21 protein-coding genes, 2 tRNA genes, 1 riboswitch and 1 other annotated feature are annotated in these 21,360 nt (G+C 36.0%); of the genes, 7 read left to right on the top strand and 16 right to left on the bottom strand.

Annotated features, from left to right (window positions below):
- Window positions 1-17: 17 nt before the first annotated feature.
- Entirely contained in the window at window positions 18-1,094 is a 1,077-nt protein-coding gene (locus NH288_RS03060; RefSeq protein ID WP_265212980.1) for a metal ABC transporter solute-binding protein, Zn/Mn family, read from the bottom strand.
- A gap of 98 nt (window positions 1,095-1,192) precedes the next feature.
- Here NH288_RS03060 and NH288_RS03055 point away from each other — a divergent pair, with 98 nt between their 5' ends.
- Window positions 1,193-1,612, top strand: a complete 420-nt coding sequence (locus NH288_RS03055) for a Fur family transcriptional regulator (RefSeq protein ID WP_265212979.1) — start codon at window positions 1,193-1,195, stop codon at window positions 1,610-1,612.
- The gene (locus tag NH288_RS03050) at window positions 1,605-2,291 is read left to right on the top strand and encodes a thermonuclease family protein (protein WP_265212977.1); all 687 of its coding nucleotides are present in this window, start codon (window positions 1,605-1,607) and stop codon (window positions 2,289-2,291) included. The genes NH288_RS03055 and NH288_RS03050 overlap by 8 nt, the downstream gene beginning before the upstream one ends.
- A gap of 76 nt (window positions 2,292-2,367) precedes the next feature.
- On the opposite strand, the gene NH288_RS03045 is transcribed toward NH288_RS03050, so the two are convergent.
- The 4 genes from NH288_RS03045 to NH288_RS03030 all read right to left on the bottom strand — a co-directional run bounded on the left by NH288_RS03045 (window position 2,368) and on the right by NH288_RS03030 (window position 6,763).
- Window positions 2,368-2,441: transfer RNA gene (locus NH288_RS03045), tRNA-Arg, on the bottom strand.
- Window positions 2,432-3,232 (bottom strand): metallophosphoesterase, encoded by an 801-nt coding sequence (locus NH288_RS03040; RefSeq protein WP_265212975.1) that lies wholly within the window; start codon window positions 3,230-3,232, stop codon window positions 2,432-2,434. The genes NH288_RS03045 and NH288_RS03040 overlap by 10 nt, the downstream gene beginning before the upstream one ends.
- A complete protein-coding gene (nadE, locus tag NH288_RS03035) occupies window positions 3,222-5,015 on the bottom strand; it encodes an NAD(+) synthase (protein WP_265212973.1) in 1,794 nt (597 codons plus the stop codon). The genes NH288_RS03040 and nadE overlap by 11 nt, the downstream gene beginning before the upstream one ends.
- A 71-nt stretch (window positions 5,016-5,086) precedes the next feature.
- Window positions 5,087-6,763, bottom strand: coding sequence for an acyl-CoA dehydrogenase family protein (locus NH288_RS03030; RefSeq protein ID WP_265212972.1), 1,677 nt, complete (start codon window positions 6,761-6,763; stop codon window positions 5,087-5,089).
- A 203-nt stretch (window positions 6,764-6,966) separates the two neighbouring features.
- Here NH288_RS03030 and NH288_RS03025 point away from each other — a divergent pair, with 203 nt between their 5' ends.
- Window positions 6,967-8,184, top strand: a complete 1,218-nt coding sequence (locus NH288_RS03025) for an FprA family A-type flavoprotein (protein ID WP_265212971.1) — start codon at window positions 6,967-6,969, stop codon at window positions 8,182-8,184.
- A 63-nt stretch (window positions 8,185-8,247) separates the two neighbouring features.
- On the opposite strand, the gene thiE is transcribed toward NH288_RS03025, so the two are convergent.
- The 10 genes from thiE to ispE all read right to left on the bottom strand — a co-directional run bounded on the left by thiE (window position 8,248) and on the right by ispE (window position 18,336).
- Window positions 8,248-8,862 (bottom strand): thiamine phosphate synthase, encoded by a 615-nt coding sequence (gene thiE, locus NH288_RS03020; protein WP_265212969.1) that lies wholly within the window; start codon window positions 8,860-8,862, stop codon window positions 8,248-8,250.
- The gene (gene thiM, locus NH288_RS03015; RefSeq protein ID WP_106459890.1) at window positions 8,859-9,674 is read right to left on the bottom strand and encodes a hydroxyethylthiazole kinase; all 816 of its coding nucleotides are present in this window, start codon (window positions 9,672-9,674) and stop codon (window positions 8,859-8,861) included. The genes thiE and thiM overlap by 4 nt, the downstream gene beginning before the upstream one ends.
- Complete coding sequence (gene thiW / locus NH288_RS03010) at window positions 9,643-10,188, bottom strand: energy coupling factor transporter S component ThiW (RefSeq protein ID WP_265212965.1); 546 nt, start codon at window positions 10,186-10,188, stop codon at window positions 9,643-9,645. The genes thiM and thiW overlap by 32 nt, the downstream gene beginning before the upstream one ends.
- A 405-nt stretch (window positions 10,189-10,593) precedes the next feature.
- Window positions 10,594-10,694, bottom strand: a riboswitch (TPP riboswitch).
- Window positions 10,695-10,830: 136 nt separating this feature from the next.
- A complete protein-coding gene (locus NH288_RS03005; protein ID WP_265212964.1) occupies window positions 10,831-11,316 on the bottom strand; it encodes an NUDIX hydrolase in 486 nt (161 codons plus the stop codon).
- 732 nt (window positions 11,317-12,048) lie between these two features.
- On the bottom strand, window positions 12,049-12,420 hold the full coding sequence (locus NH288_RS03000) for a RidA family protein (RefSeq protein WP_106459887.1): 372 nt from the start codon (window positions 12,418-12,420) through the stop codon (window positions 12,049-12,051).
- A gap of 8 nt (window positions 12,421-12,428) precedes the next feature.
- Window positions 12,429-13,427 (bottom strand): M15 family metallopeptidase, encoded by a 999-nt coding sequence (locus NH288_RS02995; RefSeq protein ID WP_265212960.1) that lies wholly within the window; start codon window positions 13,425-13,427, stop codon window positions 12,429-12,431.
- Window positions 13,428-13,657: 230 nt separating this feature from the next.
- Complete coding sequence (gene ppk1, locus NH288_RS02990; RefSeq protein WP_265212958.1) at window positions 13,658-15,841, bottom strand: polyphosphate kinase 1; 2,184 nt, start codon at window positions 15,839-15,841, stop codon at window positions 13,658-13,660.
- 2 nt (window positions 15,842-15,843) lie between these two features.
- Complete coding sequence (locus NH288_RS02985) at window positions 15,844-16,749, bottom strand: exopolyphosphatase (RefSeq protein WP_106459884.1); 906 nt, start codon at window positions 16,747-16,749, stop codon at window positions 15,844-15,846.
- Window positions 16,746-17,498 carry a glutamate racemase gene (murI, locus tag NH288_RS02980; RefSeq protein ID WP_106459883.1) on the bottom strand — a complete coding sequence of 251 codons (753 nt, stop codon included), beginning with the start codon at window positions 17,496-17,498 and terminating at the stop codon, window positions 16,746-16,748. Before murI ends, NH288_RS02985 begins: the two co-directional genes overlap by 4 nt.
- Window positions 17,491-18,336, bottom strand: coding sequence for a 4-(cytidine 5'-diphospho)-2-C-methyl-D-erythritol kinase (ispE, locus tag NH288_RS02975; protein ID WP_265212955.1), 846 nt, complete (start codon window positions 18,334-18,336; stop codon window positions 17,491-17,493). The genes murI and ispE overlap by 8 nt, the downstream gene beginning before the upstream one ends.
- Before the next feature lie 94 nt (window positions 18,337-18,430).
- Window positions 18,431-18,662, top strand: a binding site (T-box leader).
- 42 nt (window positions 18,663-18,704) lie between these two features.
- On the opposite strand from ispE, the gene NH288_RS02970 reads away from it, so the two are divergent.
- The 4 genes from NH288_RS02970 (at window position 18,705) to NH288_RS02955 (ending at window position 21,020) form a co-directional block, all read left to right on the top strand.
- A complete protein-coding gene (locus NH288_RS02970; protein ID WP_265212953.1) occupies window positions 18,705-19,472 on the top strand; it encodes a transporter substrate-binding domain-containing protein in 768 nt (255 codons plus the stop codon).
- Between the two features lie 6 nt (window positions 19,473-19,478).
- Window positions 19,479-20,183 carry an amino acid ABC transporter permease gene (locus NH288_RS02965; protein WP_265212951.1) on the top strand — a complete coding sequence of 235 codons (705 nt, stop codon included), beginning with the start codon at window positions 19,479-19,481 and terminating at the stop codon, window positions 20,181-20,183.
- On the top strand, window positions 20,170-20,889 hold the full coding sequence (locus NH288_RS02960; RefSeq protein WP_265212949.1) for an amino acid ABC transporter ATP-binding protein: 720 nt from the start codon (window positions 20,170-20,172) through the stop codon (window positions 20,887-20,889). The genes NH288_RS02965 and NH288_RS02960 overlap by 14 nt, the downstream gene beginning before the upstream one ends.
- A 41-nt stretch (window positions 20,890-20,930) precedes the next feature.
- Window positions 20,931-21,020 (top strand) — tRNA-Leu (locus NH288_RS02955).
- A 68-nt stretch (window positions 21,021-21,088) separates the two neighbouring features.
- Here NH288_RS02955 and NH288_RS02950 read toward each other — a convergent pair.
- The coding region (locus tag NH288_RS02950; protein WP_265212948.1) for an IS3 family transposase at window positions 21,089-21,360 on the bottom strand (272 nt) is incomplete at its 5' end.

Raw genomic sequence — 21,360 nt, 5'->3', positions numbered from 1 at the left:
ATGCTTTTAATATAGGATTATGCTAGAGATTTGTAGATATTTTCAAGGTTTTCTTTGATTATATCTTGGATTTTAACTTCCTTATCTAGTTCTTCTTGAGTAGCAAATTCCATGGTGTTAAGTGGGGCAACTTTTGCTCCAATTTCATCAGCTATAGTCTTTGCTGCCTTATCTGAACCACCTGCTTCATAAAATACTGTGTTAAGCTTATTTGCCTTGGCAAGGTCTGTAACTTCCTTCATAGCCTTAGCATCTGGATCATCTGTTGATGTTAGGCTTGCAAGAGGAATTTGTTCTAGGCCAAAGTCTCTTGCTATATATCCGAAAGCTTGGTGAGGAACTATAAATTTCTTATTTTCTACTTTAGAGAATTTGTCTGTGTATTCTTCGATTATTCCATCAAGGTCTGCTGCAATTTTTTCGTAATTTTCTTGGTAATAATCCTTATTTGCTGGGTCAATTTCTGATAATTTATCAGCTATTACCTTAGCTTGGGCTTTGACATTTACTGGAGATAGCCAGGTGTGTGGGTCAAATTCTCCATGATGGTGGTGATGGTGACCTTCTTCGCCTTCTTCATGATCATGATCGTGGTCTGCGTCTTCGTGGTCATGGTCGTGGTCATGGTCGGCATCTTCATGGTCGTGATCGTGGTCTGCATCTTCGTGGTCATGGTCATGGTCGTGGTCTTCTTCACTTGCCTTGATTAGGTCTAAATCTTTTGAAGTATCTACCATTTCTATATCGAGACTTTCTTCTACAGAATCTTTCCATTCTTCCATGCCAGCACCATTTATAAATAATAATTTAGCTTCAGATAATTCTGCCATATCCTTAGCAGATGGCTCCCAGCCGTGAGATTCGCTTGTAAGGGAGTTGAAAGCTTTTACGTTGAATTTATCTCCAGCTATTTGTTTAGCTAGATTATAGATTGGATAAAAAGATCCATAAATTTCATCGCTTGCTACTTCCTTATCTGTTTTTTGAGGCTCTTCTACCTGAGTCTTAGTATCTGCTTCTTGTGCTGTTTTATTGCCACAAGCTGTGAAGGCTAAGCTTAGGGCCATTAACATTAATATATTTTTATTTTTCATATAATTCTCCTTTATGCAAGTTATTTGCATTAAGTATTATATAATTAATTACCCCTCTGTCAAATAAAAAGTATAATAATATCTTAAGGAGTGATAATATGAAACTTAACGAACTCTTAAAAGACAAAAACCTAAGAATTACCAAGGCTAGGAGGATAATACTTGAATATATTTTAGAGGCTGATAGCCCTGTTTCTAGCCAAAATATCTATGACGGAATAAAAGATGAACTTGCAATTGACCTTTCTACCATCTACAGAAACTTAAATATCTTAGAAGAGAGCAATCTTCTTTTTAAGACAAGCGATCTTGACGGAATAAATTATTACCAAATAAAGAAGGAAAATCACAAGCATTTTATAACTTGCAGCCATTGCCATAAGAAATTTACAATAGAAAATTGCCCAATTCATGAGCTTGAAGGCCAAATCGAAAGAGAAACTGGCTTTATTATCGAAGGCCATAATTTCGAATTTTATGGTATTTGCCCAGACTGCCAGGCCAAGATAAATGCTTAGGAAGATATTAATATACCTTTGCCTTGCGCTTAGTCTTAGTTCTTGTGATTTAGAAAGTCAACCTAGCAAGGTTGAAGAAAATCAAAGTTCCTATGTCAAAGCCCAGGTCATTCAAATTATCGATGGTGATACAATCAGGGTAAATATAAACGGAAATATAGAAAAAGTCCGCTTTGTTGGAATTAATACACCCGAGATTGCAAATAGAGACCATCCAGATGAATTTATGGGACCAGAGGCCAAAGATTTTACAGAAAAAGCTCTAAAAGATAGGGAAATTTACCTAGAAAAAGATATATCAGACAGGGATAAGTACGACAGACTTTTGCGTTATATCTGGCTAGAAAAGCCAGTAGTAAACCCCAACACAGATGATATTGGCAAAAAAACTTTAAATGGAATCCTGGTTAAGGAAGGACTTGCCTTTTCTAACTTTTATAAGCCAGATACCAAATACCAAGACCAGCTAGAAGCCCTAGAAAATCAAGCCATGGATAAGGCTATAGGAATCTGGTCAAGTAGAGAGGAAAATACCAAGAAAAAGGTAAAAGTCAACAAAAACTCAGGCCTCTACCACCTAGAGGGAAGTTATGGCTATAAAAACACGAAAGATAAAAACGCCATAATTTTTGATAGCGAAGAAGAAGCAAAAAAAGCTGGTTTTAGGCCAGCAAAATAAAAGAACTGCATCAACTGACCAATCCCATCAGTATTGCTGATTTGGGATTCGGTCATTTTGTGCAGTTCTTTTTCTTTGGCACGCCCTCAGGGAATCGAACCCTGATCTTGGGCTTCGGACACCCCTATTTTGCCATTAAACTAAGGACGCTTGATTGTGATGTTTGTGTAGGAGATTGGGTTTAGAAACCTCAGTGGCAAGAAGGTGTTGCCTAGGCCACTTTCTATATAGATTGTGGATGAGCCGTATTTGAATTCTCCCCTATCGTATTTTGGAAAATAACCCTCACCTGGCGCAACTAGTGCTCCTATAAAAGGTGCTCTTACCTGGCCTCCGTGGGTGTGACCTGAAAATATAAAATCAATTCTTGGGTCATACTTATCCCTGATTTTCTTTGAAAAATGAGATAAGACTAGGTTTAAGGAATTTTCACTTGGATCAAAGGCTGCAAGATTTGCCCCAAAATAACTTGTCCCATAAATATATAGGTCATTATCTCTTATTTTAATCTTTTCTCCCTCATTTTGCATAAATCTTATGCCTAAATCCTGGATCTGGGCATAGAATTTTTCTGAATCTTGGCTTGCTTCTTCGTGGTTGCCGCTTACAAAGTATGTTTTTATGCCAAGCTCATCTAGCTTGTTGATAAAATACATGGTCCTTTCTATTTTAGAATCTGTAGGATAATCTATCATATCCCCGGTTAAAAATATTAAGTCTGGGTCAAATTTTTTTATATTTCCTAGAACTTCCTCTAGATTCACTAGGACATTTGAGTGGAAGTCACTTATATGGGTTATTTTTATATCTGATTCGACCTTATCAGAGTAGAAAGTTTCTGTCTTTTCCCTGGCTACAAAGCACTGGTCGTGGTTGTATTTTAGGCCAAGCCCTGCCGCTAGTGCAAGGCTTGCCAAAATTACCTTATTTTTAGTTTTCATCTGCTAAATCCTCCAAATACATCTTAGCTGACATATCTGAGGCTATCCTGAAGCCTGCTCTTGGTGAAAAGGACCTGCCTGTGATATTTGGCCCATCTACTGCACATGACCTTTTAAATTGGCTTGCTGTAAAGCGTTTAAAATATGATATCAACCATTTTTTTATAGTTTTTTCATCATATTTATCAGCAAAAGCAATTATTGCATCAGCTAGGATTTCCTTAGCCTTTTTATGGTAGGTCAAGTGTTGGTAAATAAAGAAATCTATTAGCTCGTAAGGCCCTATGATTTCTTCAGTTTTTTGGCTTATTTCTCCCTTATCCTCGCTCTTAAGCTCTGGAGATACTGGAGTTTCTAAAATATCAGTTAGGACTTCTGCTAGGTCCTTATTATCTGTAAAGTGGGCATAGGATTTAATTATATACCTAAGCTCAGTTTTCATTAGGGTAGCATTTAAGGAATAATTTGACATGTGGTCGCCATTGTAGGTGGCAAAGCCCTGCATGCACTCGGATAAGTCTCCAGTTCCTATTACGATTCCACCATACATATTGGCTAGGTTAAAGAGGACTTGGGTACGCATCCTGGCCTGGGCATTTTCATAGGCTGTGTCTGCTGTTATCCCATCGTGACCAATGTCAGCAAGGTGCGCACTTACAGACTTGCTAATATTTATTTCTTTTAGGTCAAGTCCTAGGCTTTTTGCAAGCTTATAGGCATTTGACTTGGTCCTATCACTTGTGCCAAAGGCTGGCATGGTGTAAATGCCTATTTTATCCTTATCAAGACCCATTAGGTCATAGGCCTTATTTATGATAAGGAGGGTCATAGTCGAATCAAGGCCGCCTGATAGGCCTAGAAATACCCTATCAGCACCTATTGCCTCAAGTCTTTTTATTAGGCCAAGGGCACCTATTTCTAGGGTTTCCTTCATAAATTCATAAGAAAATTCTTCCTTAGGTAGGTATGGAAATTTTTCTACATCTACCTTCTCTTCTGTAAAATTATGGAAGTTTGGCTCATATTCTATTTCCTGGATGTCCATTAGAAATATTCCTGTATCCCCCTCTAAAATTTCACCGTCTTTGGCTAGAATTTTTGATCCACTATAGACAAAGTCTGTTGAAGACTCACCAGGGCCTGCTGAGGCGTTAACATAGATAAGGTCTTTTGATAAATACTCTATATCCTTTCTAAGATCATCATCAGAGCCAATTGTTCTAGTAAAAGCTGATGGATTCAGAATAATATCAGCTCCCATTTTTTTAAGGTCAAAGGCTTTTGGGTAGGATGCAAAGTCATCTTCACCTACAGATATTCCTATTTTAAGGCCTGATATGAAATTTACAAAAGGTTCGTAATCTAGTTCGTAGTCAAAAGCCCTAAATGTTCCCTCTGGCTTATCAGAAAATATGGATTTTTCATAATTTTTAGGTTCAGACTTAGTCACAAGTCCAAGTAGGTCTCCACCCTTAATTAGGGCTACCGCATTGTAAATACCAAATTTTGTCTTAATTGGTAGACCTATAGTAAAGGCCAAATCAAAGTTCTTACTAAATTCTACTAAGTCCCTTAGGCCATTTTCAGCCGCCTCTAGAAGGTCGCCTTCTAAATATGAGTCGTAAAGGCTTGCCCCTGTTAGGCAAAGCTCTGGCAAACATAGAATATTTACTTTCTCTTCTTCACAATTCTTAATTATTTCTTTTATTTTTTTAAGATTGGCTTTTACATTTCCAAAAGCTAGTGGGAAATTTTTAGCCGTAATTTTTATTTTTCTTTTCATTTTATCACCTAATCTTATTTTACCCCTTATGGATAAAAAAAGAGGACCCCGGAGGGCCCATCTTAAAATTTTTATAGTTTTTCTATTTCTTCGATTAGGGCAGGAACAACCTTGTGGAAGTCACCAACTATACCGTATTTAGCGTGTTTGAAGAACTTAGCTGATTCATCATTGTTTATTACTACAACAGTTTTAGCTTCTTCTACTCCCTTTAAGTGTTGCATTGCTCCAGATATACCAATTCCTATATATAGGTCTCCCTTAAATTTCCTACCAGAAAGTCCGATATATTGTCTAAGTGGTATATATTTTTTAACTTCTGCTATTGGTCTTGATCCGCTTAGTACTGAACCTGTTAGATTTGCAAGCTTCTTAGCAATTTCTACGTTGCCTTCTTCACCAATACCCATACCTATAGCTACTACCCTGTCAGCTTCTTCAACTGAGCCTTCTAGGTCTACTGGTTCGGCCTTTAGTTTATAACCATCAGCTACAAGAGCTGCTACTAATTTCTTAGCTGCTTCTTTTGGATCTCCTGTGAAGATTTCTTGTTTCTTTTCTGCTTCTTGAGCTACTGGTTTTTCAACCTTTTTAGCTGTCTTATCTTTTGGAAGGATATAGCCTGAGATTACAAGTTTCATGATTTCATTTGTTCCTTCATAAATTTGAGTAATCTTAGCGTCTCTGTAGTGTCTTTCTACATCTACACCCTTGATGAAGCCTGAACCACCATATAGTTGTAGGGCTTTAGATGTAAGTTTTTCAGCAAGGTCTGATGCGTAAAGTTTAGCCATTGCAGCATCCTTACCGTAGCCTTTTACGTGAGCATCTTTCTTCTTAGCTGCATCATAAACTAATAGTCTAGCTGCCTTAAGCTCTGTAGCCATTTGTGCTAGGGTGAAAGAGTTGTATTGGAAATGACCTACTGCCTTACCAAATTGAATTCTATTCATTGAGTATTCTAGAGCTGATTCATAAGCACCTTGAGCTATACCTAGGGCTTGACTTGCTATACCAATTCTACCACCATCAAGGATCATCATTGCGTATTTAAAGCCCTTGTTTAGTTCACCAAGTAGGTTTTCTTTTGGAACTTTTACATCTTTAAAGTGAAGCTCAGCTGTAATTGATGATCTAATACCTAGTTTGTCGTATGGTTCTGAGAAGGTAAAACCTTCAAAGTCCTTATCAACTATAAACATTGATATACCGTGATTACCCTTGCCTGGTTCTGTAACTGCTGTTACTAGATAGGTTTGGGCTTCTGGTGCGTTTGTTATAAAGATTTTCTTACCATTTAATAGGTAGTAATCTCCCTTATCTACTGCAGTTGTTTCTGTTCCTGCTGAGTCTGAACCAGCATTGTCTTCTGTAAGACCGAAACCACCGATATAAGTTCCATCTACAAGAGGTCTTAGATATTTTTCTTTTTGTTCTTCAGTACCAAATTCATTGATTCCCCATGTACCTAGTGAGGTATGAGCTGAACAAATTACACCTACGCCACCATCTACTCTTGATAGTTCTTCGACTGCTATAGAATAGTGTTCGTTAGTTAAGCCTGCTCCACCGTATTTTTCATCGAAAGGTATTCCCATAAGGCCCATTTGACCCATTTCCTTTACAATTTCTGCAGGGAATTCTTTAGTCTGGTCTAAGTGAAAGGCTATAGGTTTAACCTTTTCCTCAGCAAAAGCCCTAACGACTTTTCTAAATTCTTCTAAATCTCTTGGTAAATTAAATGACATATACTCTCCTTTTATTTTCATTAGATAAATTATATTGTATAAAGTGTTATAACTTTTATATCCTAATAAAATGATACCCATATTTTATCAATCCAAACATAAAAATGATAATTATTTGCAATTGTTTATTTATTGTCAAGAAAATGTTTCTATTTCTCAAAAAACAGGTATAGTTAAGTTGAAATAATAATAAAGGAGTGCGTATGTACAATATAATAGAGGTACTTGATAATATATTCTGGGTCGGAGTAAATGACCGCAGAATTGCAAGATTTGAGAATATGTTTGAAGTTCCAAATGGAGTTTCATATAACTCTTTTGTAATCAAGGATGAGAAAAATGTTCTAATGGATTCTGTTGAGGGAGCCTTTACTAGACAATATCTAGAAAACATCAAGGCTGCTCTTGATGGTGAAGATCTTGATTATATAGTTATAAGCCACATGGAACCTGATCACTGCAGAAACATAGACTTTGTCCTAAAGGAATACCCAAATTGTAAATTTGTTGGTAATGCAAAAACATTTAAATTATACGAACAATTCTATAATGATAATTTCAAAGATAGGTATTATGAAATCAAAGATGGCGATGAGCTAAATATTGGTAAGAGAAATCTTAAATTTGTATTTGCTCCAATGGTTCACTGGCCAGAAGTATTTATGACCTATGAAACAAACGAAGGACTCTTCTTCTCAGCAGATGCCTTTGGTGCTTTCAATGCTATAGCTGGTAATATCGAAGCTAGCAAGGTTATCCACAAGGGTGACTGGCTAGAACAAGCTAGACGTTACTATATAAATATAGTTGGTAAACAAGGCAAGATGGTTCAAAACCTATTTAAAAAGGTAGAAGGACTTCCAATCAACACTATCCTACCACTACACGGACCTGTTTATAAGGATAAAGAATCAATCGAATTTATCCTTGAAAAATACAGCCGTTGGGCAGGATTTATTCCAGAAGATAAGGGTGTTGCTATAGTATTCTCATCAATGTATGGAGATACAGAACAAGCAAGTGATATCCTTGCCGCAGAGCTAGCTAAGCTTGGTGTAGAAGACATAGTTTTATATGATGTAAGTGATTGGGACCCATCATATCCAATAGCAGATTGCCATAGATTCAGCCACCAAGTATTTGCACCAATCAACTACAATGCTGGTCTTTATTACAAAATGGATGCCTTCCTAAGAGAGCTTGTAGGTACAGGCTATAAAAATAGAACAGTTTCTTTCTTAAACAACTGGTCATGGGGCGGAAAATCCCTTGAGATTTCAAAAGAAATCTTAGAGCCGGCTAAATGTAAATACATCGGCGAAGATGTAAAAATAAATTCAGCAGTAAAAGAACCACAAATAGCAGAACTTAAAGAACTTGCTAAGGTTATAGCTGAAGATATCAAAAATACAGAAATCTAATATATTTTCTTATTAACAAAACCCCAGGTCTATCCTTAAAAATGATTGGCCCTGGGGTTCTTATTATAAAATTTCTTCTATTTTTCCCTTTAATTTCTTTGTCTCTTCGTAAACATTTTCTGCATCCATTATAGCCCTTACGACACAAATACCATCGACAGCAGATCCTTCTAAGACATCTACATTATCAAAATTAAGGCCGCCTATAGCATAGACATCTATAGCTACTTTTTCCTTGATTTCTTTTAGAGTTTCTACAGAGGTCCTTCTGGTTTTGACATGGGTTTTGGTTTCAAAAATCGCCCCCACTCCCAAATAATCAGCACCAGCTTCCTCTGCCTCTTTGGCCTTTTCTACCGACTTGGCTGTTGCTCCTATTAGGGCATCAGGCCCTAAAAGCTTCCTGCAAAGGCCAACTGGCATATCATCTTCTCCAACATGGACCCCACAAGCCAGGGCCCAGGCTAAATGTGGCTTATCATCTATTAGCATAGGGACCTTATACTTATCACAAAGGGCCTTGACCTTTTTGCCAAGGTCAAGTATTTCCCCATCAGTTTTTTCCTTTTCCCTAAGTTGGAGGATATCCACTCCTCCCCTAAGTGCCTCCTCTATTCTTCTAAGAAATTCTTCTTCTGTGTATTTATCAGAATTTGTCACCAGATATAATTTTTTCAAATTTCTCCCTCCTTGATTTTTGCATGATCAATTATAATTTCATCACTTATTGTCCCAATCTTATCCATAAGATCTACAAAAAAGCTGTAAGGCTTATCTTTATCCGACATTTCTGCACCGATTTCCATAATTAGCATGGCAAGTAGGCTTGCATTTATGACATCGGTCACCGCTATAAAGGCTGAAATTAAGCCTGTAAGCATGCAGCCTGTTGCAGTTATATTAGATAGTTCTGGACAACCATTTTCTATTAGGTAATACTTATTATCTTTTACCAAAATATCAATCTTACCAGTAAGAAGAACTGCCGCCTGGTATTTCTTACTTAAGGCTTGGCAAGTTTTTATCAAATATTCTAGGCTCTTATCCTCATCATCTTTACCAACATCGACTCCCTTGGCAGAAGAAGCTCCCTTAGCTAGGGCTATAATTTCTGAGGCATTACCCTTGAGTAAAGAAAATTTATATTTATCAAATAAATTTTTAGCAAAGTTAAGTCTTAACTTGCTCGCCCCAATTCCTACCAGGTCTATTACTATAGGTAGACCCTTCTTACTTGCAAAAAAAGATGCCCTATCCATGGCTTCCATTCTTTGCTGGTTGATATTGCCCAGATTTATTGATAGGGCATCTGCCTTTGGGGTTATATCTTCCATCTCTTGTGGATGCTCAGCGCAAATTGGCTTAGCACCCACAAATAAGATTGAATTTGCAACCATATTTATGGCTATGGGATTGGTAATGGCATGGATTAGGGGTTCTTTTTTTCTTATCTCTGCCCTAATTTTTACTAGGTCTTTTAGATTTTTCATAAGCTTGGATTCCTAAAGAATTTTGTATCTTTATCAGCATATTTGAACCTTGGAGGGTCTTTAGGAAAATAAAAGCTACTGATCCTCCTAAGAGAGTTGCTATAAAAAAGCTTGGTATATAGTAGAATAGGGCAATGTTTTTATTTCCCAAAAATAGGGTCATTACAGGTGCTGATATTATTGCCCCGATTATTCCTGTTCCTATTATTTCACCTATGACTGCTGCTATTATTGAGCCCTTGGTCTTTCTATATAAAATTCCAGAAAGGACAGCCCCAAATACTTGGCCAGTCACTGCAAGTGGTGGAATACTTAAAAAAGTCATCCTGATAAAGGCAGTGAGGATTGCATTTGCAAGGCTATACCAAGGTCCCATAAAGACTGAACAAACTATATTTACAAAGTGAACCGTTGGCGCAAAGCCTTCAAATCTGAGGATGGGTGAAATTACTACTCCAATTGTTACAAACATGGATAAAGTTATCATGATATAAGTTTTGTTTTTTTCTTTCATTTTACTCTCCTTTTGAGGAGTTTGGGTCTAATTTTTATATATTGGCTAATTTTTTCTATAGACTCAACAAATTCTCCTCCTATATCTTTGAAATTTGGTGCAAGGTATTAAAAATAGCGATAAATTCTTGCTACAATTATATCCTCCACTTAGCCTATAAAAACCTAAGTCAACTAAAAACTTAGATTCCAGCGCCTCCACTGCATTATTTAAAGTGGTAAATGCTCATCTCTTTTTAAATTACAACCTTTATTTGTAAGCATCTTTTCTTAAGCGATAGAAAGTGGTCTGCCCGATCTACCGCTAAACGATCTTCACAAGAAAGTTTAATCAAAGATAAAAGTGAAATAAAAAAAGAAACAGCACAAAGACTGTTTCAAAAAAATTCATGATAAGAATTAACTCATAAAAAAGATTGCGACTAGCTACGTTGGCATTATCCAAATCAGCTAAGGTCGAAGATTAACTTCCTCTCAGATCTTTAAAGAACTCCCTTGTCTATACCTATGTTAGTATAAAATGATTTTTTTGTCAATGAAAATCGAAACTTTCCTTATAAATAAGTTTTTAGTTGATCAATTTTTTTATTAATGAAAATTTTTACTAAATAAAGAGGATATCTTAAGAAACTAGCAAAAAATCTTAGGATCTTTCATCTGTAATTATATGTTCTAGGCCGCAATGATCTGACTTAAGATATTCTTTCATAAAAGACGGATATGCCTTATAGTTATCAAGTTCATCAATAGGAATCCAGTGCATGGATTCTTTAAGTCCCTCCATGGTGTAGCTATTACTCTTAAGATTCTTATTGCCCTTAGGCTTCATCATGTAATAAAAGCAAATCTCATGGCAAAGGGCGCCTTCTAAAGTAGAACTTCCTACAAAGAAATTCTCATGAATTATAGCCAGATAATCCACCTCATAATCGATTCCTGTTTCTTCGAATACTTCTCTTTTTACAGCTTCTTCAGAACTTTCTCCATGATGGACTCCTCCACCTATGGAGTAATAATAGTCATTAGCTTCATTTCCCGCAAACAAAACGCAATCATCTTCGACTATAATGGCAGCAGCCCTATACCTAAACCGCTTATTACCTTTTCTAAATCCACAATCCTGGTCCATCTCTATCTCCTCTAACTTTATTTTCAATTTCCACAAAAACAAAATGACCCTGCTGGGTCAACTTTGTTTTTTATTAGATTTAGTTTTATATAATGAGAATTTTTAAACAATTTATTTGATGACTCATAAAATAAATCATCAAATGATTTTATTATCAAAAAAGCTAAAAATCTCATTTTATAAGCATTTTTTGAACTCAAATTGCTTTGACAAAATTATTGAAATGTATCCACAAATTCTATGAAAATTCACTCAAAATTGGGCGTAACTAACCTGTTTTTGCCAAAACCTTTTTTAATTGAAGCTTTTGTATCGGCTGAACTTTCTGCTTATTTTTTTTCAAAAAATAAAGACAAGTTCAAGCCTCCACATAAGTCTTTCCATAACTCACACTTCGTGTTCGTTAGGACAAGGCTATAGTATCGGCAGAACTTTCTATTTATTTTATTTCAGAAAATAAAGATAAGTTCAAGCCTCCACATAAGTCTTTCCATAATTTTCCTTCAGGACAAATTAGGACAAGGCTATAGCATCGGTGGAACTTTCTGCTCATTTTCTTTCAGAAAAAGAGGACAAGTTCATACCTCTGCATAAGTATTTCCATAACTCGAACTTCGTTCTCGTTAGGACAAGGCTATAGTATCGGCTGAACTTTCTGCTTATTTTTTTCAAAAAATAAAGACAAGTTCGAACCTCCACATAAGGATTTCCATAACTCAAACTACATGTTCGTTAGGACAAGGCTATAGCTTCGATTTCTATTACTGCTCCTTTTGGTATGTTTGCTACTTCTAGGGCAGATCTTGCTGGTTTGTGGTCACCGAAGAATTCTTCGTATACTTCATTAAATGCTGCGAAGTCTTCGATTTTATCTAAAAATACATTGCATTTTATTATTTTATCAACTGATGAACCTGCTTCTTCTACTATAGCTTTGATATTTTCTAGAGCTCTTTTTGTAGCCTTTTTGATATCACTTTCAAGTTCTCCTGTTGCTGGATCTAATGGGAGTTGGCCTGATGTGAATATTAAATTATCTGTTGCTATTGCTTGTACGTATGCTCCTACTGCTGCTGGTGCTTTCTCTGTATTGATTGCTTTCATATTTCCTCCTAGTTAATTTTTAAGAATTCTTCAAGGGTTAGCTTGTTATCATAGATCTCTTTGGCATTTTCAACACCCACAAATCTAAAGTGCCATGGTTGGGCCTTGTGGTGAGTTATGTTTTCTTTGCCCTTTGGATATCTTTCGATAAAGCCGTATTTATAGGCATTATCTGCTAACCACTTGTATTGAGCTGTCGCTTCAAATTTATCGTTATATTTGCTGCCTTCGGTAAAAAAATCAAAGGCCACACCTAGTTGGTGCTCACTTGTGCCAGGTTTTGAGGCATCTACCTCACCTGCTTCAAACATTTTTTGCTCAAGATCATAGCCTCTATAATCAGATGCTATCCTTAGGTCTAGGTTTTCCCTTGCCATATCTTGACGCATTGTCTCAAAAGCACGTCTGGCTGTCTTATCTACCCCTGGATCAAAATTAGCTGATAGTGGGTAGGCTTCACTTACATAGGCTAAGCCATTTACAACCTTTATCTGTTCATTTTTGTCTAGCCTTGCAAGTCCATATTTATTTACATAATAATAGGTATCATCTATCTTTACTTTGGCAAAGCCATTTTCACAGCCATAAAAACCTAAATATGCGCCTTCCTTAATGAACTTATCTGTTTTTGAATAATCATTAGGAAATTGGTAGGCATATTGGGTTTGCATGCATTTGACATATTCAATTAATTGATCTTGGTATGAGCTATCTTCTATTTTTAGCTCATCTGCTATATCTGTATCTTTAAAACCAATCTCTGTGGCTACATGAACATCACGTTCTTGCTTTTTCTTATCTTCGTTAGTTGCTCTAACAAGATCACCTGAAGCCATTCTGTATTCACTTGGCCTTTTGATTTGGTAGGTATCTTTTTCAGGTATGGCAAATTTGATGGTGGTGATTGTAAGTAGTGCACCTACCCCAAGCAAAATCGCCCTTTTTCTTTTCTTTCTTGCTTCGCGTCTTTTGCGTCTCTTAAGCTCTCTTATTCCTTTGTTTGACATTTTCAATCCTCTATTTATTTCAATATTTTTGTGAGTCTTTTGGATAAGTAAAATTTTGCATAATTATAAATATATTTCAATTCATAGCTTTAGCGCTGTTTTACCATTTGCTATATTCATTATAACATCTTTTGGAAAAAAAACCTAGGGCAAAATGTGGATTTTTTGATGTTTTATAAGAAAAATCCGACTTATTTGTCGGATTTTTACATTTTTTAGTTTTATTTTGACTATTTCTTAAAAATTGATACGATATAGCTTAAAAAGCTTCTGTTTTTCATATTTTTCTCTTGCAATTTTTTATCAATCTTTTTATTGATATTTATATTATTGTCTGATTGATTTTTATTTTTTACATTTTTAGAAGCTTCAATGGATTTTATCATAAGAACTTCTTGAGCATTAATATTTTTAATATTGTCTACCTTTTTATAAAAACCTGACCTATCCATTTTTCTCATCTTTACATCATCAGAAAACATTAGATTGGTGAAGTCTAATATATATTTCTTTATCCTACAATCTTCTATTGGAACAGCTACTTCCATCCTATTTCTAATATTTCTTGTCATAAAATCAGCTGATGATATATAAATTTTTGGATTAGTCTTGCCAAATTGATAGATTCTATGATGTTCTAGAAACCTTCCCACTACTTGGTAAATTTCAAGATTGTCAGTTTTACCTTCAATTCCTGGCAGGATGCAAGTTATGCCCCTTACCATCATTTCTATTTTAACTCCTGCTTGAGATGCCCTTGCCAGCCTATTAATTAAAACCCTATCAGAAATGGAATTCATTTTTAACCTTATATAGGCTTCTTCTCCCCTTTGGGCCTTATCTATCTGATCATCTATTAGATCATATAGTCCTACCTGCATTGATTTTGGGGCAACCAAGAGCTTTTTATAAGTACCTTCGAGATTTCCAATCAGGATATTATCAAAAAGATCTTTGCAATCTTGGCCAATTACCATATCACTTGTCATGAAGGAAAAATCTGTGTAGAGTTTGGCTGTTTTTTCGTTGTAATTTCCTGTAGCTATTTGTGAAATAAAGGATATTTCTTCATTTTCATACCTGGTTATTAGACATACTTTTGAATGGCACTTGTAGTGGTCAAAGCCATATACAATCTTACAACCAGCCTCTTCTAGCCTTGACGACCACAAGATATTATTGTTCTCATCAAATCTTGCCCTTAATTCCATTAGGGCGATGACTTCCTTGCCTGCCTCTGCTGCCTTTATTAGAGCTGCTGCAATCTTTGAATCCTTGGCTATCCTATATAAGGTTATCTTTATGGAATCTACGCTTGGATCTTCTGCTGCCTCTTCTAAAAGTCTTATCATAGGATCCATTGACTCATAAGGATATGATAAAATTAAGTCCTTTTCTAGAATTTGTTCTATCATTGGCCTTTGAGGATCAACCATGGCTGATGCTTGTGGGCTAAATTCTTCAAATGAATGTTCTTTTTGAAAATCTTCTGGAAGGGCACTTATAAAATCATAGATAAAGCCTAATTGCATAGGTGTTCTTGATGTGAAGATTGATTTTTTGTCTAAAGCGAAGCTTTTGCATAAAAAATCTACATCCAGAAGACTTAAGTCCTTGTCAACCTCTAACCTAACTGGTTCTAGCCTCTTTCTTTTTTTAAGTTTTCCCTTCATATAGGACCTAAAATCCATATCAACATCGTAATCATCATCATCAAAACTTATATCGGTATTGCGAGTTAGGCTTATAACATAGGAATTGTGGCATTTGTATCCTTCGAAGACTTCTTTTCCAAATTCTTTGATTATATCTTCGATAAAAACATAATTTGATTCAGATATTCTAACAAACCTATCTAGCCTATCAGGTACGTAAATTATTCCGACTGTTTCCTTTGGACTTTGACTTTTGACCTTCTTTTTTTCTAGATCAAACACTACCGAAAGGCTTAAGTTTGCGAGTCTTGGCATTGGGTGGACCCTATCTATTATCTGAAAGGAAAGAATAGGTTCGATTTTTGAATCAAAATAAATCTGACAACTACTCTTCTCTCTTTCTGATAAATCTTTTACTCTTGATATTTTTATCCCTTCTTCAGCCAAGTCATAAACAAGGTCTTCGTAGATATCATCCTTTTGTTCATACATTGGTACAAGTTTTGCTAAAATCGCATCAATCTGCTGGCTGGCCGTCATCTTTGACTTGCCATCTACAGGTTCTTTTTTAAGGTGAGATAGGTCTGTGAGAGATCCTACCCTTACCATAAAAAATTCTTCCAAGTTACTGTCATATATGGATAAAAACTTAAACCTTTCAAGTAGGGGCACATTTTTATCCCTTGCTTCATCTATGACTCTTTTGTTAAATTCAAGCCAAGATAACTCCCTATTTTGCGTAAAGCTTATATCTGTCATAGCTATTTCCTTCCTAAAAGTTTGCTATAGACATACCCTTCCCTAACACCTGTTTGGCTAACATTTATTGTATCGATTGAGAAAAATTTACAAATTTTATTTAAAATTATCATTCCTGGCAAGAGAGTGTGAACCCTATCAGGTTTGACAGCAAGAATCATATCTAGCTTAGACCTGTCATCTGCCTTTAAGATTTCCTTAAGCATCTTATTAAATTCGCTTGCATCCATGCTTCTAACGCTATCATCAAGCTTATAATATTCCTTGTAGAATTTTAAGCTAGCCCTAGCAGATCCACCTACTGCTGCAAGAATTTTTTGATCTTCTGCATACATAAGGCTATCTTCAAGAAGCTGATCAATGCGTTTTTCAATTTCTTTCTTATCAGATTTGTCTGCAAATAAGCCATCGACATAGTCATTAAAGGCTGATAAAGAGCCAATTGACAAGGAAACTGATTTTATAACCTTTCCTTGATCAATTAGGACAATTTCTGAAGAACCGCCACCTATATCTGTAAGTACACCCTCTGCTACTTCTGTTGAAATAGCCGCACCTACAAAGGCAAGCTTAGCCTCTTCTTCGCCTGAAAGTATTTCTACATCTAGGTCCAGCTTATCCTTGATCAGATTTAAGACATCTGCCCTATTTGCCACATCCCTTACAGTAGCTGTGGCGAAAGGATAAACACCATCAATATCATCAAAATTATCCACAACTGCCTTAAATTTCCCTAAAGTGTGTAAGAGTCTTGAAATGCCCTTTTCTGTAAGCCTGCCCTTTTTAACGAAAGATTTTAGAGAAACTTGCTCTTTTTCTGAAAATAGATTAATAGCTTCGCCATCTTTTTCCTTATAAACTGATAGCCTTACGGTATTTGAACCAATATCCATTATTGCATAAATCATTTGATATCTCCTAGGTAATTTAATTTGTAATCAACTTCCATTATTTGGTCAATCAGTCTTTCTGTCTTGGCTGATTTCTTTGTCATAAATATATTTACCCCTTTTTCGCCAGATCTTAGGTCTAATTTATCTGCTAAATAAATTGCAGGATCTATGATATTTGCCTGGCAAGTGAGATTTTTTTGTATTTGGTCTTTAATCAGCGGGTAATGAGTGCATCCTAGAATTATATTTTCAAGAGCCTTGTCATTGGCAGGATATAAATATTCTCTAAGTGTCTCATCAAGGTCAGGTCCCTCAAGATATCCCTCTTCGATTAAATCTACAAGCTTAAGAGCTGCCATTTCATAGACTGTGGCATCTTTTTTTGCCTCTATCTTATTTTTTATATAATGACTTGATATTGTGGCCTTGGTGGCAAGGGCTAGGTAATCTCCCTCATATTCAAGGCTTGCCTCAACAGCCATATCTGTAATGGCAATAAATTTCTTTTTGAAATGCTCTATAAGGTAATCCTTGCAAGTAACTGAGATTGTATTGCAAGCAATTATATAGAAGTCTATATCAAATCTTTCTAAAAATGTGACAAGCTCTATAGCAAATTTTTTAATTTCTTCTTTTGGCCTATTGCCGTAAGGGACCCTTAGGTTATCACCTAGATAATAGAAATTGGCGTCATTTTTCTTGGCTAGCTCATTTAAAACAGCAATTCCGCCTAATCCTGAATCAAACACGCCTATATTAGTCATCTATAAGGTCCACCTTTTCTACAAAGTCATAGACATCTTTGAGATTCTCATAGGCCTTATCAAGAGTCTCATCATCAAAGAAAATCCCAAATACAGTTGCTCCAGAACCTGAAACAAGGGCCCTAGAAGCTCCGTTGGCCAAAATATTTTCTTTGATAGTATTTAAGTGAGGAAAATCTCTGAGGACTACTTCCTCCATCACATTTTCAAAACTATCGATTATCTCAGACTTACCCTTTTCTAAACCACAAATGATTGCCTCATTATCAATATGACCATAGGTTTTTGTTCTCTTATAGACATAAGATGATGCGATTTCTGTCCCATCATTTATAAGGAGGAGTTTCATCTTAACTTTATTGGTAAAAGGTGTTATTATCTCGCCAATTCCCTCAGCCCTTACCAGGCTTTCTTCAAAGAAAAATGGAATATCAGCCCCTAGGCTTTTTCCAAGCTCAGCCATTTCTTTTTTTGAAAGACCCAGGTCCCAGAGCTCATTTAAGGCCTTAATGGTTTCCGCACAATCTGTAGACCCTCCCGCAAGGCCTGCTGCAAGGGGAATATTTTTCTTAAGTTTGATAGCTACTCCTAGGTCTTCTCCCTTCTCATAAGCTAAAGGAGCTAATTTTTTGTAAGCCTTGTAGATCAAATTATCTGTCAGATGACCTAAATCTATATTAGACTGGTACTCAAATTCACTTGTCCCTGTCTTTTTAATTTCTAACTTATCATATAAGCTAATCCTTGCCATGATTGTATCTATATCATGATAGCCATCGGCTCTCTTCTTTAGAATATCAAGGCTTAGATTCACTTTTGCAAAACATTTTTTAATCATATATACCTCAAAATTATTATATCCTTTATGATTATTTTTTCTATACTTTATCTAAATAGCTTGACAGGAAAAATAAAGGGTATATAATAAAGCATAACAAGCGATGATAGGAAGAGTAATCTTACATAAATCCTCTAGCGAGTCTTGTACAGTGGAAGAAGACAGGTAAGGGTAAGATGAAGAGAGTCTTTGAGCTTAAGACCTGAACTAAGAGTAGGGCCTTAGGGGTGTGCCCCTTACAGCATAAGGTATGATAGTACTTATTAAGTCTTATTTTGTGAGAAATAAGAAAAATTGGGTGGCAACACGGTAAACTCGTCCCTATAGGGAGGAGCTTTTTTTATGCCCAAAAAAGAAAGGAATTTATAATGAAAAAACTATTAATCGGTGTCCTATTAGCAGGACTAATGACAGGATGTGGATCAAATAATAATACTAAGGATGCTAAGGAAGCAGAAAGCGCAGATAAATTACCAGGTATCCTTGCAGATGGAAAATTAACTGTAGCAACAAGTGCGGACTTTGCCCCATATGAATTTTATGATGGAGAAGATATTGTTGGTATCGACCCAGAAATTGTAAAGGCCATTGGCGAAAAATTGAAAGTTGACGTAGAAATTAAAGATATGGACTTTAACAACATCATAGCATCAATTGGTTCAGGCAGGGCCGATATAGGTGCTGCTGGTATGACAGTAGATCCAAAAAGGCTTGAAAATGTTGACTTTACAGATACTTACGCATCAAGCACTCAAATTTTCTTAATAAAGAAAGATAGCGGAATCAAATCAAAAGATGACCTAAAAGATAAAACAATTGGTAGCCAACTTGGTACAGTAGGAAATGAGATAGCTGAAGAAGAATTTGATAAAGTATCCGCCTTTGCCAAATATCCTGATGCAGTTCTTGCCCTTCAAAATGGAAAAGTCGATGCAATCTTAATGGACAAAACTTCAGCAGAAAAATTCCTAGCTGCCAATGATGACCTAGAAATCATGGAAGCTGACTACGAATCTGAAGACTATGCCTTTGCTATTGGTAAGGAAGAAGATGAAGCAAAAGAGATAATAAATAAAGCTATCAAAGAACTACAAGACGATGGCACAATCGAAGAAATCGTCAAAAAATATAAGTAGGCCCTGATGTTTGACTTAATTAAGACAAATCTCTTAGATGATAACCTATATGTTTACCTGCTAGAAGGGCTTAAAATAACCCTTCTAGTAAGTATAGTATCCCTGATATTATCCTTCATCCTAGGCCTAATCCTTGCTATAATAAAAAAAGCCAAGCTAGACTTAAATCCAAAATGGGACAATCCAAAAGGCTTTGCCCTTAATCTTCTTGATAAACTAGCAGGCCTATTTATAACAATAATAAGGGGGACTCCATCAACCATCCAACTACTAATTATGTTTAACGTAATCCTAGTAGGACTTGATAACCTGGTAATCATTGCCATAGCAACCTTCACCTTAAACTCAGCAGCTTATATGTCTGAAGTTATAAGAAGCGGACTAAATTCAGTGGCTAAAGGAGAAGTAGAAGCAGCAAGAAGCCTTGGCTTATCATATAACCAAGCACTTTTTAAGATAAGCCTTCCCCAAGCCTTAAGAAATGCCCTCCCAGCCCTCGGCAATGAAGTAATAACCCTCCTAAAGGAGACATCAATATCAGGATTCATAGGCCTAGCAGACCTAACTCGTGGGGCATCAATAATAATATCCAAAACCTTTAAGGCCAGTGTCCCTTACCTTGCGGCAGCTCTAATCTATCTAATTATAGTAATTCTAATAGAGCAAGCCTTCAAAGCCATGGAAAGGAAGGTAAAACATGTTAGAAGTTAAAAATCTCCACAAGTCCTTTGCAAACAACGAAGTTCTAAAAGGAATAGACTTAAAAGTCAATAAGGGTGATGTAATATCAATAATTGGCCCTTCAGGCTCAGGAAAATCAACCTTCTTAAGAAGCCTAAACCTCCTAGAAGAGATAGATAGCGGCGAGATATTATTTTTAGGAGAAAATGTAAAAGATATAAATATAAATAGTCTTAGAGAAGAAATAGGTATGGTATTTCAAAATTTCAACCTTTTCTCTCACTTGACAATAATAGACAACCTAACCCTAGCTCCAGTCCTAAGGGGCAAGCTAGATAAGGAGCAAGCCCAATTAAAGGCAAAAGAGCTCCTAGAAAGAATCGGTCTATCAGATAAGAAAGACTCCTATCCAGATGAGCTTTCAGGTGGTCAGAAGCAAAGGATAGCAATAATAAGAGCTCTCATGATGAATCCAAAAATCATGCTCTTTGATGAACCAACCAGCGCCCTCGATCCAGAAATGGTAGGAGAAGTCCTAAATCTAATGGCAGATCTTGCAAATGATGCCATGACAATGCTTGTAGTAACCCACGAAATGGCCTTTGCAAGAGAAGTATCAAACAGGCTAATCTTTATGAATGCAGGAAAAATTGTAGAAGAAAGTAAGGATCCAAAAGACTTCTTTGCAAATCCAAAGACAGACAGGGCTAAAGATTTCTTAGGAAAAATTATTTGACAAAAGATAAAAACCATAGTATCATTTAATAGTGATACTAAGCGGGATTGGCGGAATTGGCAGACGCGCAAGACTAAGGATCTTGTGACCGATTTTAGGTCGTGGAAGTTCAAATCTTCTATCCCGCACCAAACTTAATTAACATAAAAAAAGAAGGCATTGACCTGAACCCGTAAACACGGAATAATTTAATAATATTTTAAGCGGAATGTAATCTGTACATAACAGGGGACATTCCGTTTAATTTTGTTTTAATCCTATCCTCATTGTACCATTTTATATATTTTTCAATCTCATTTCTTAAATGATCATAACTTTTAAAATCTTCTCCATAATACATTTCCTGTTTCAATATTCCAAAGAAGTTCTCCATTGGAGAATTGTCTAGACAATTCCCTTTTCTTGACATACTTTGCCTTATATTCATCTTTTCTAGTTTTTTAGTCCAAGTACTATGTTGGTAATGAAATC

Origin of the sequence: Anaerococcus sp. NML200537, from assembly GCF_026131715.1 — a bacterium.
GTDB lineage: Bacteria > Bacillota > Clostridia > Tissierellales > Peptoniphilaceae > Anaerococcus > Anaerococcus kampingae.
This window is presented reverse-complemented; position numbering and strand designations above follow the sequence as displayed.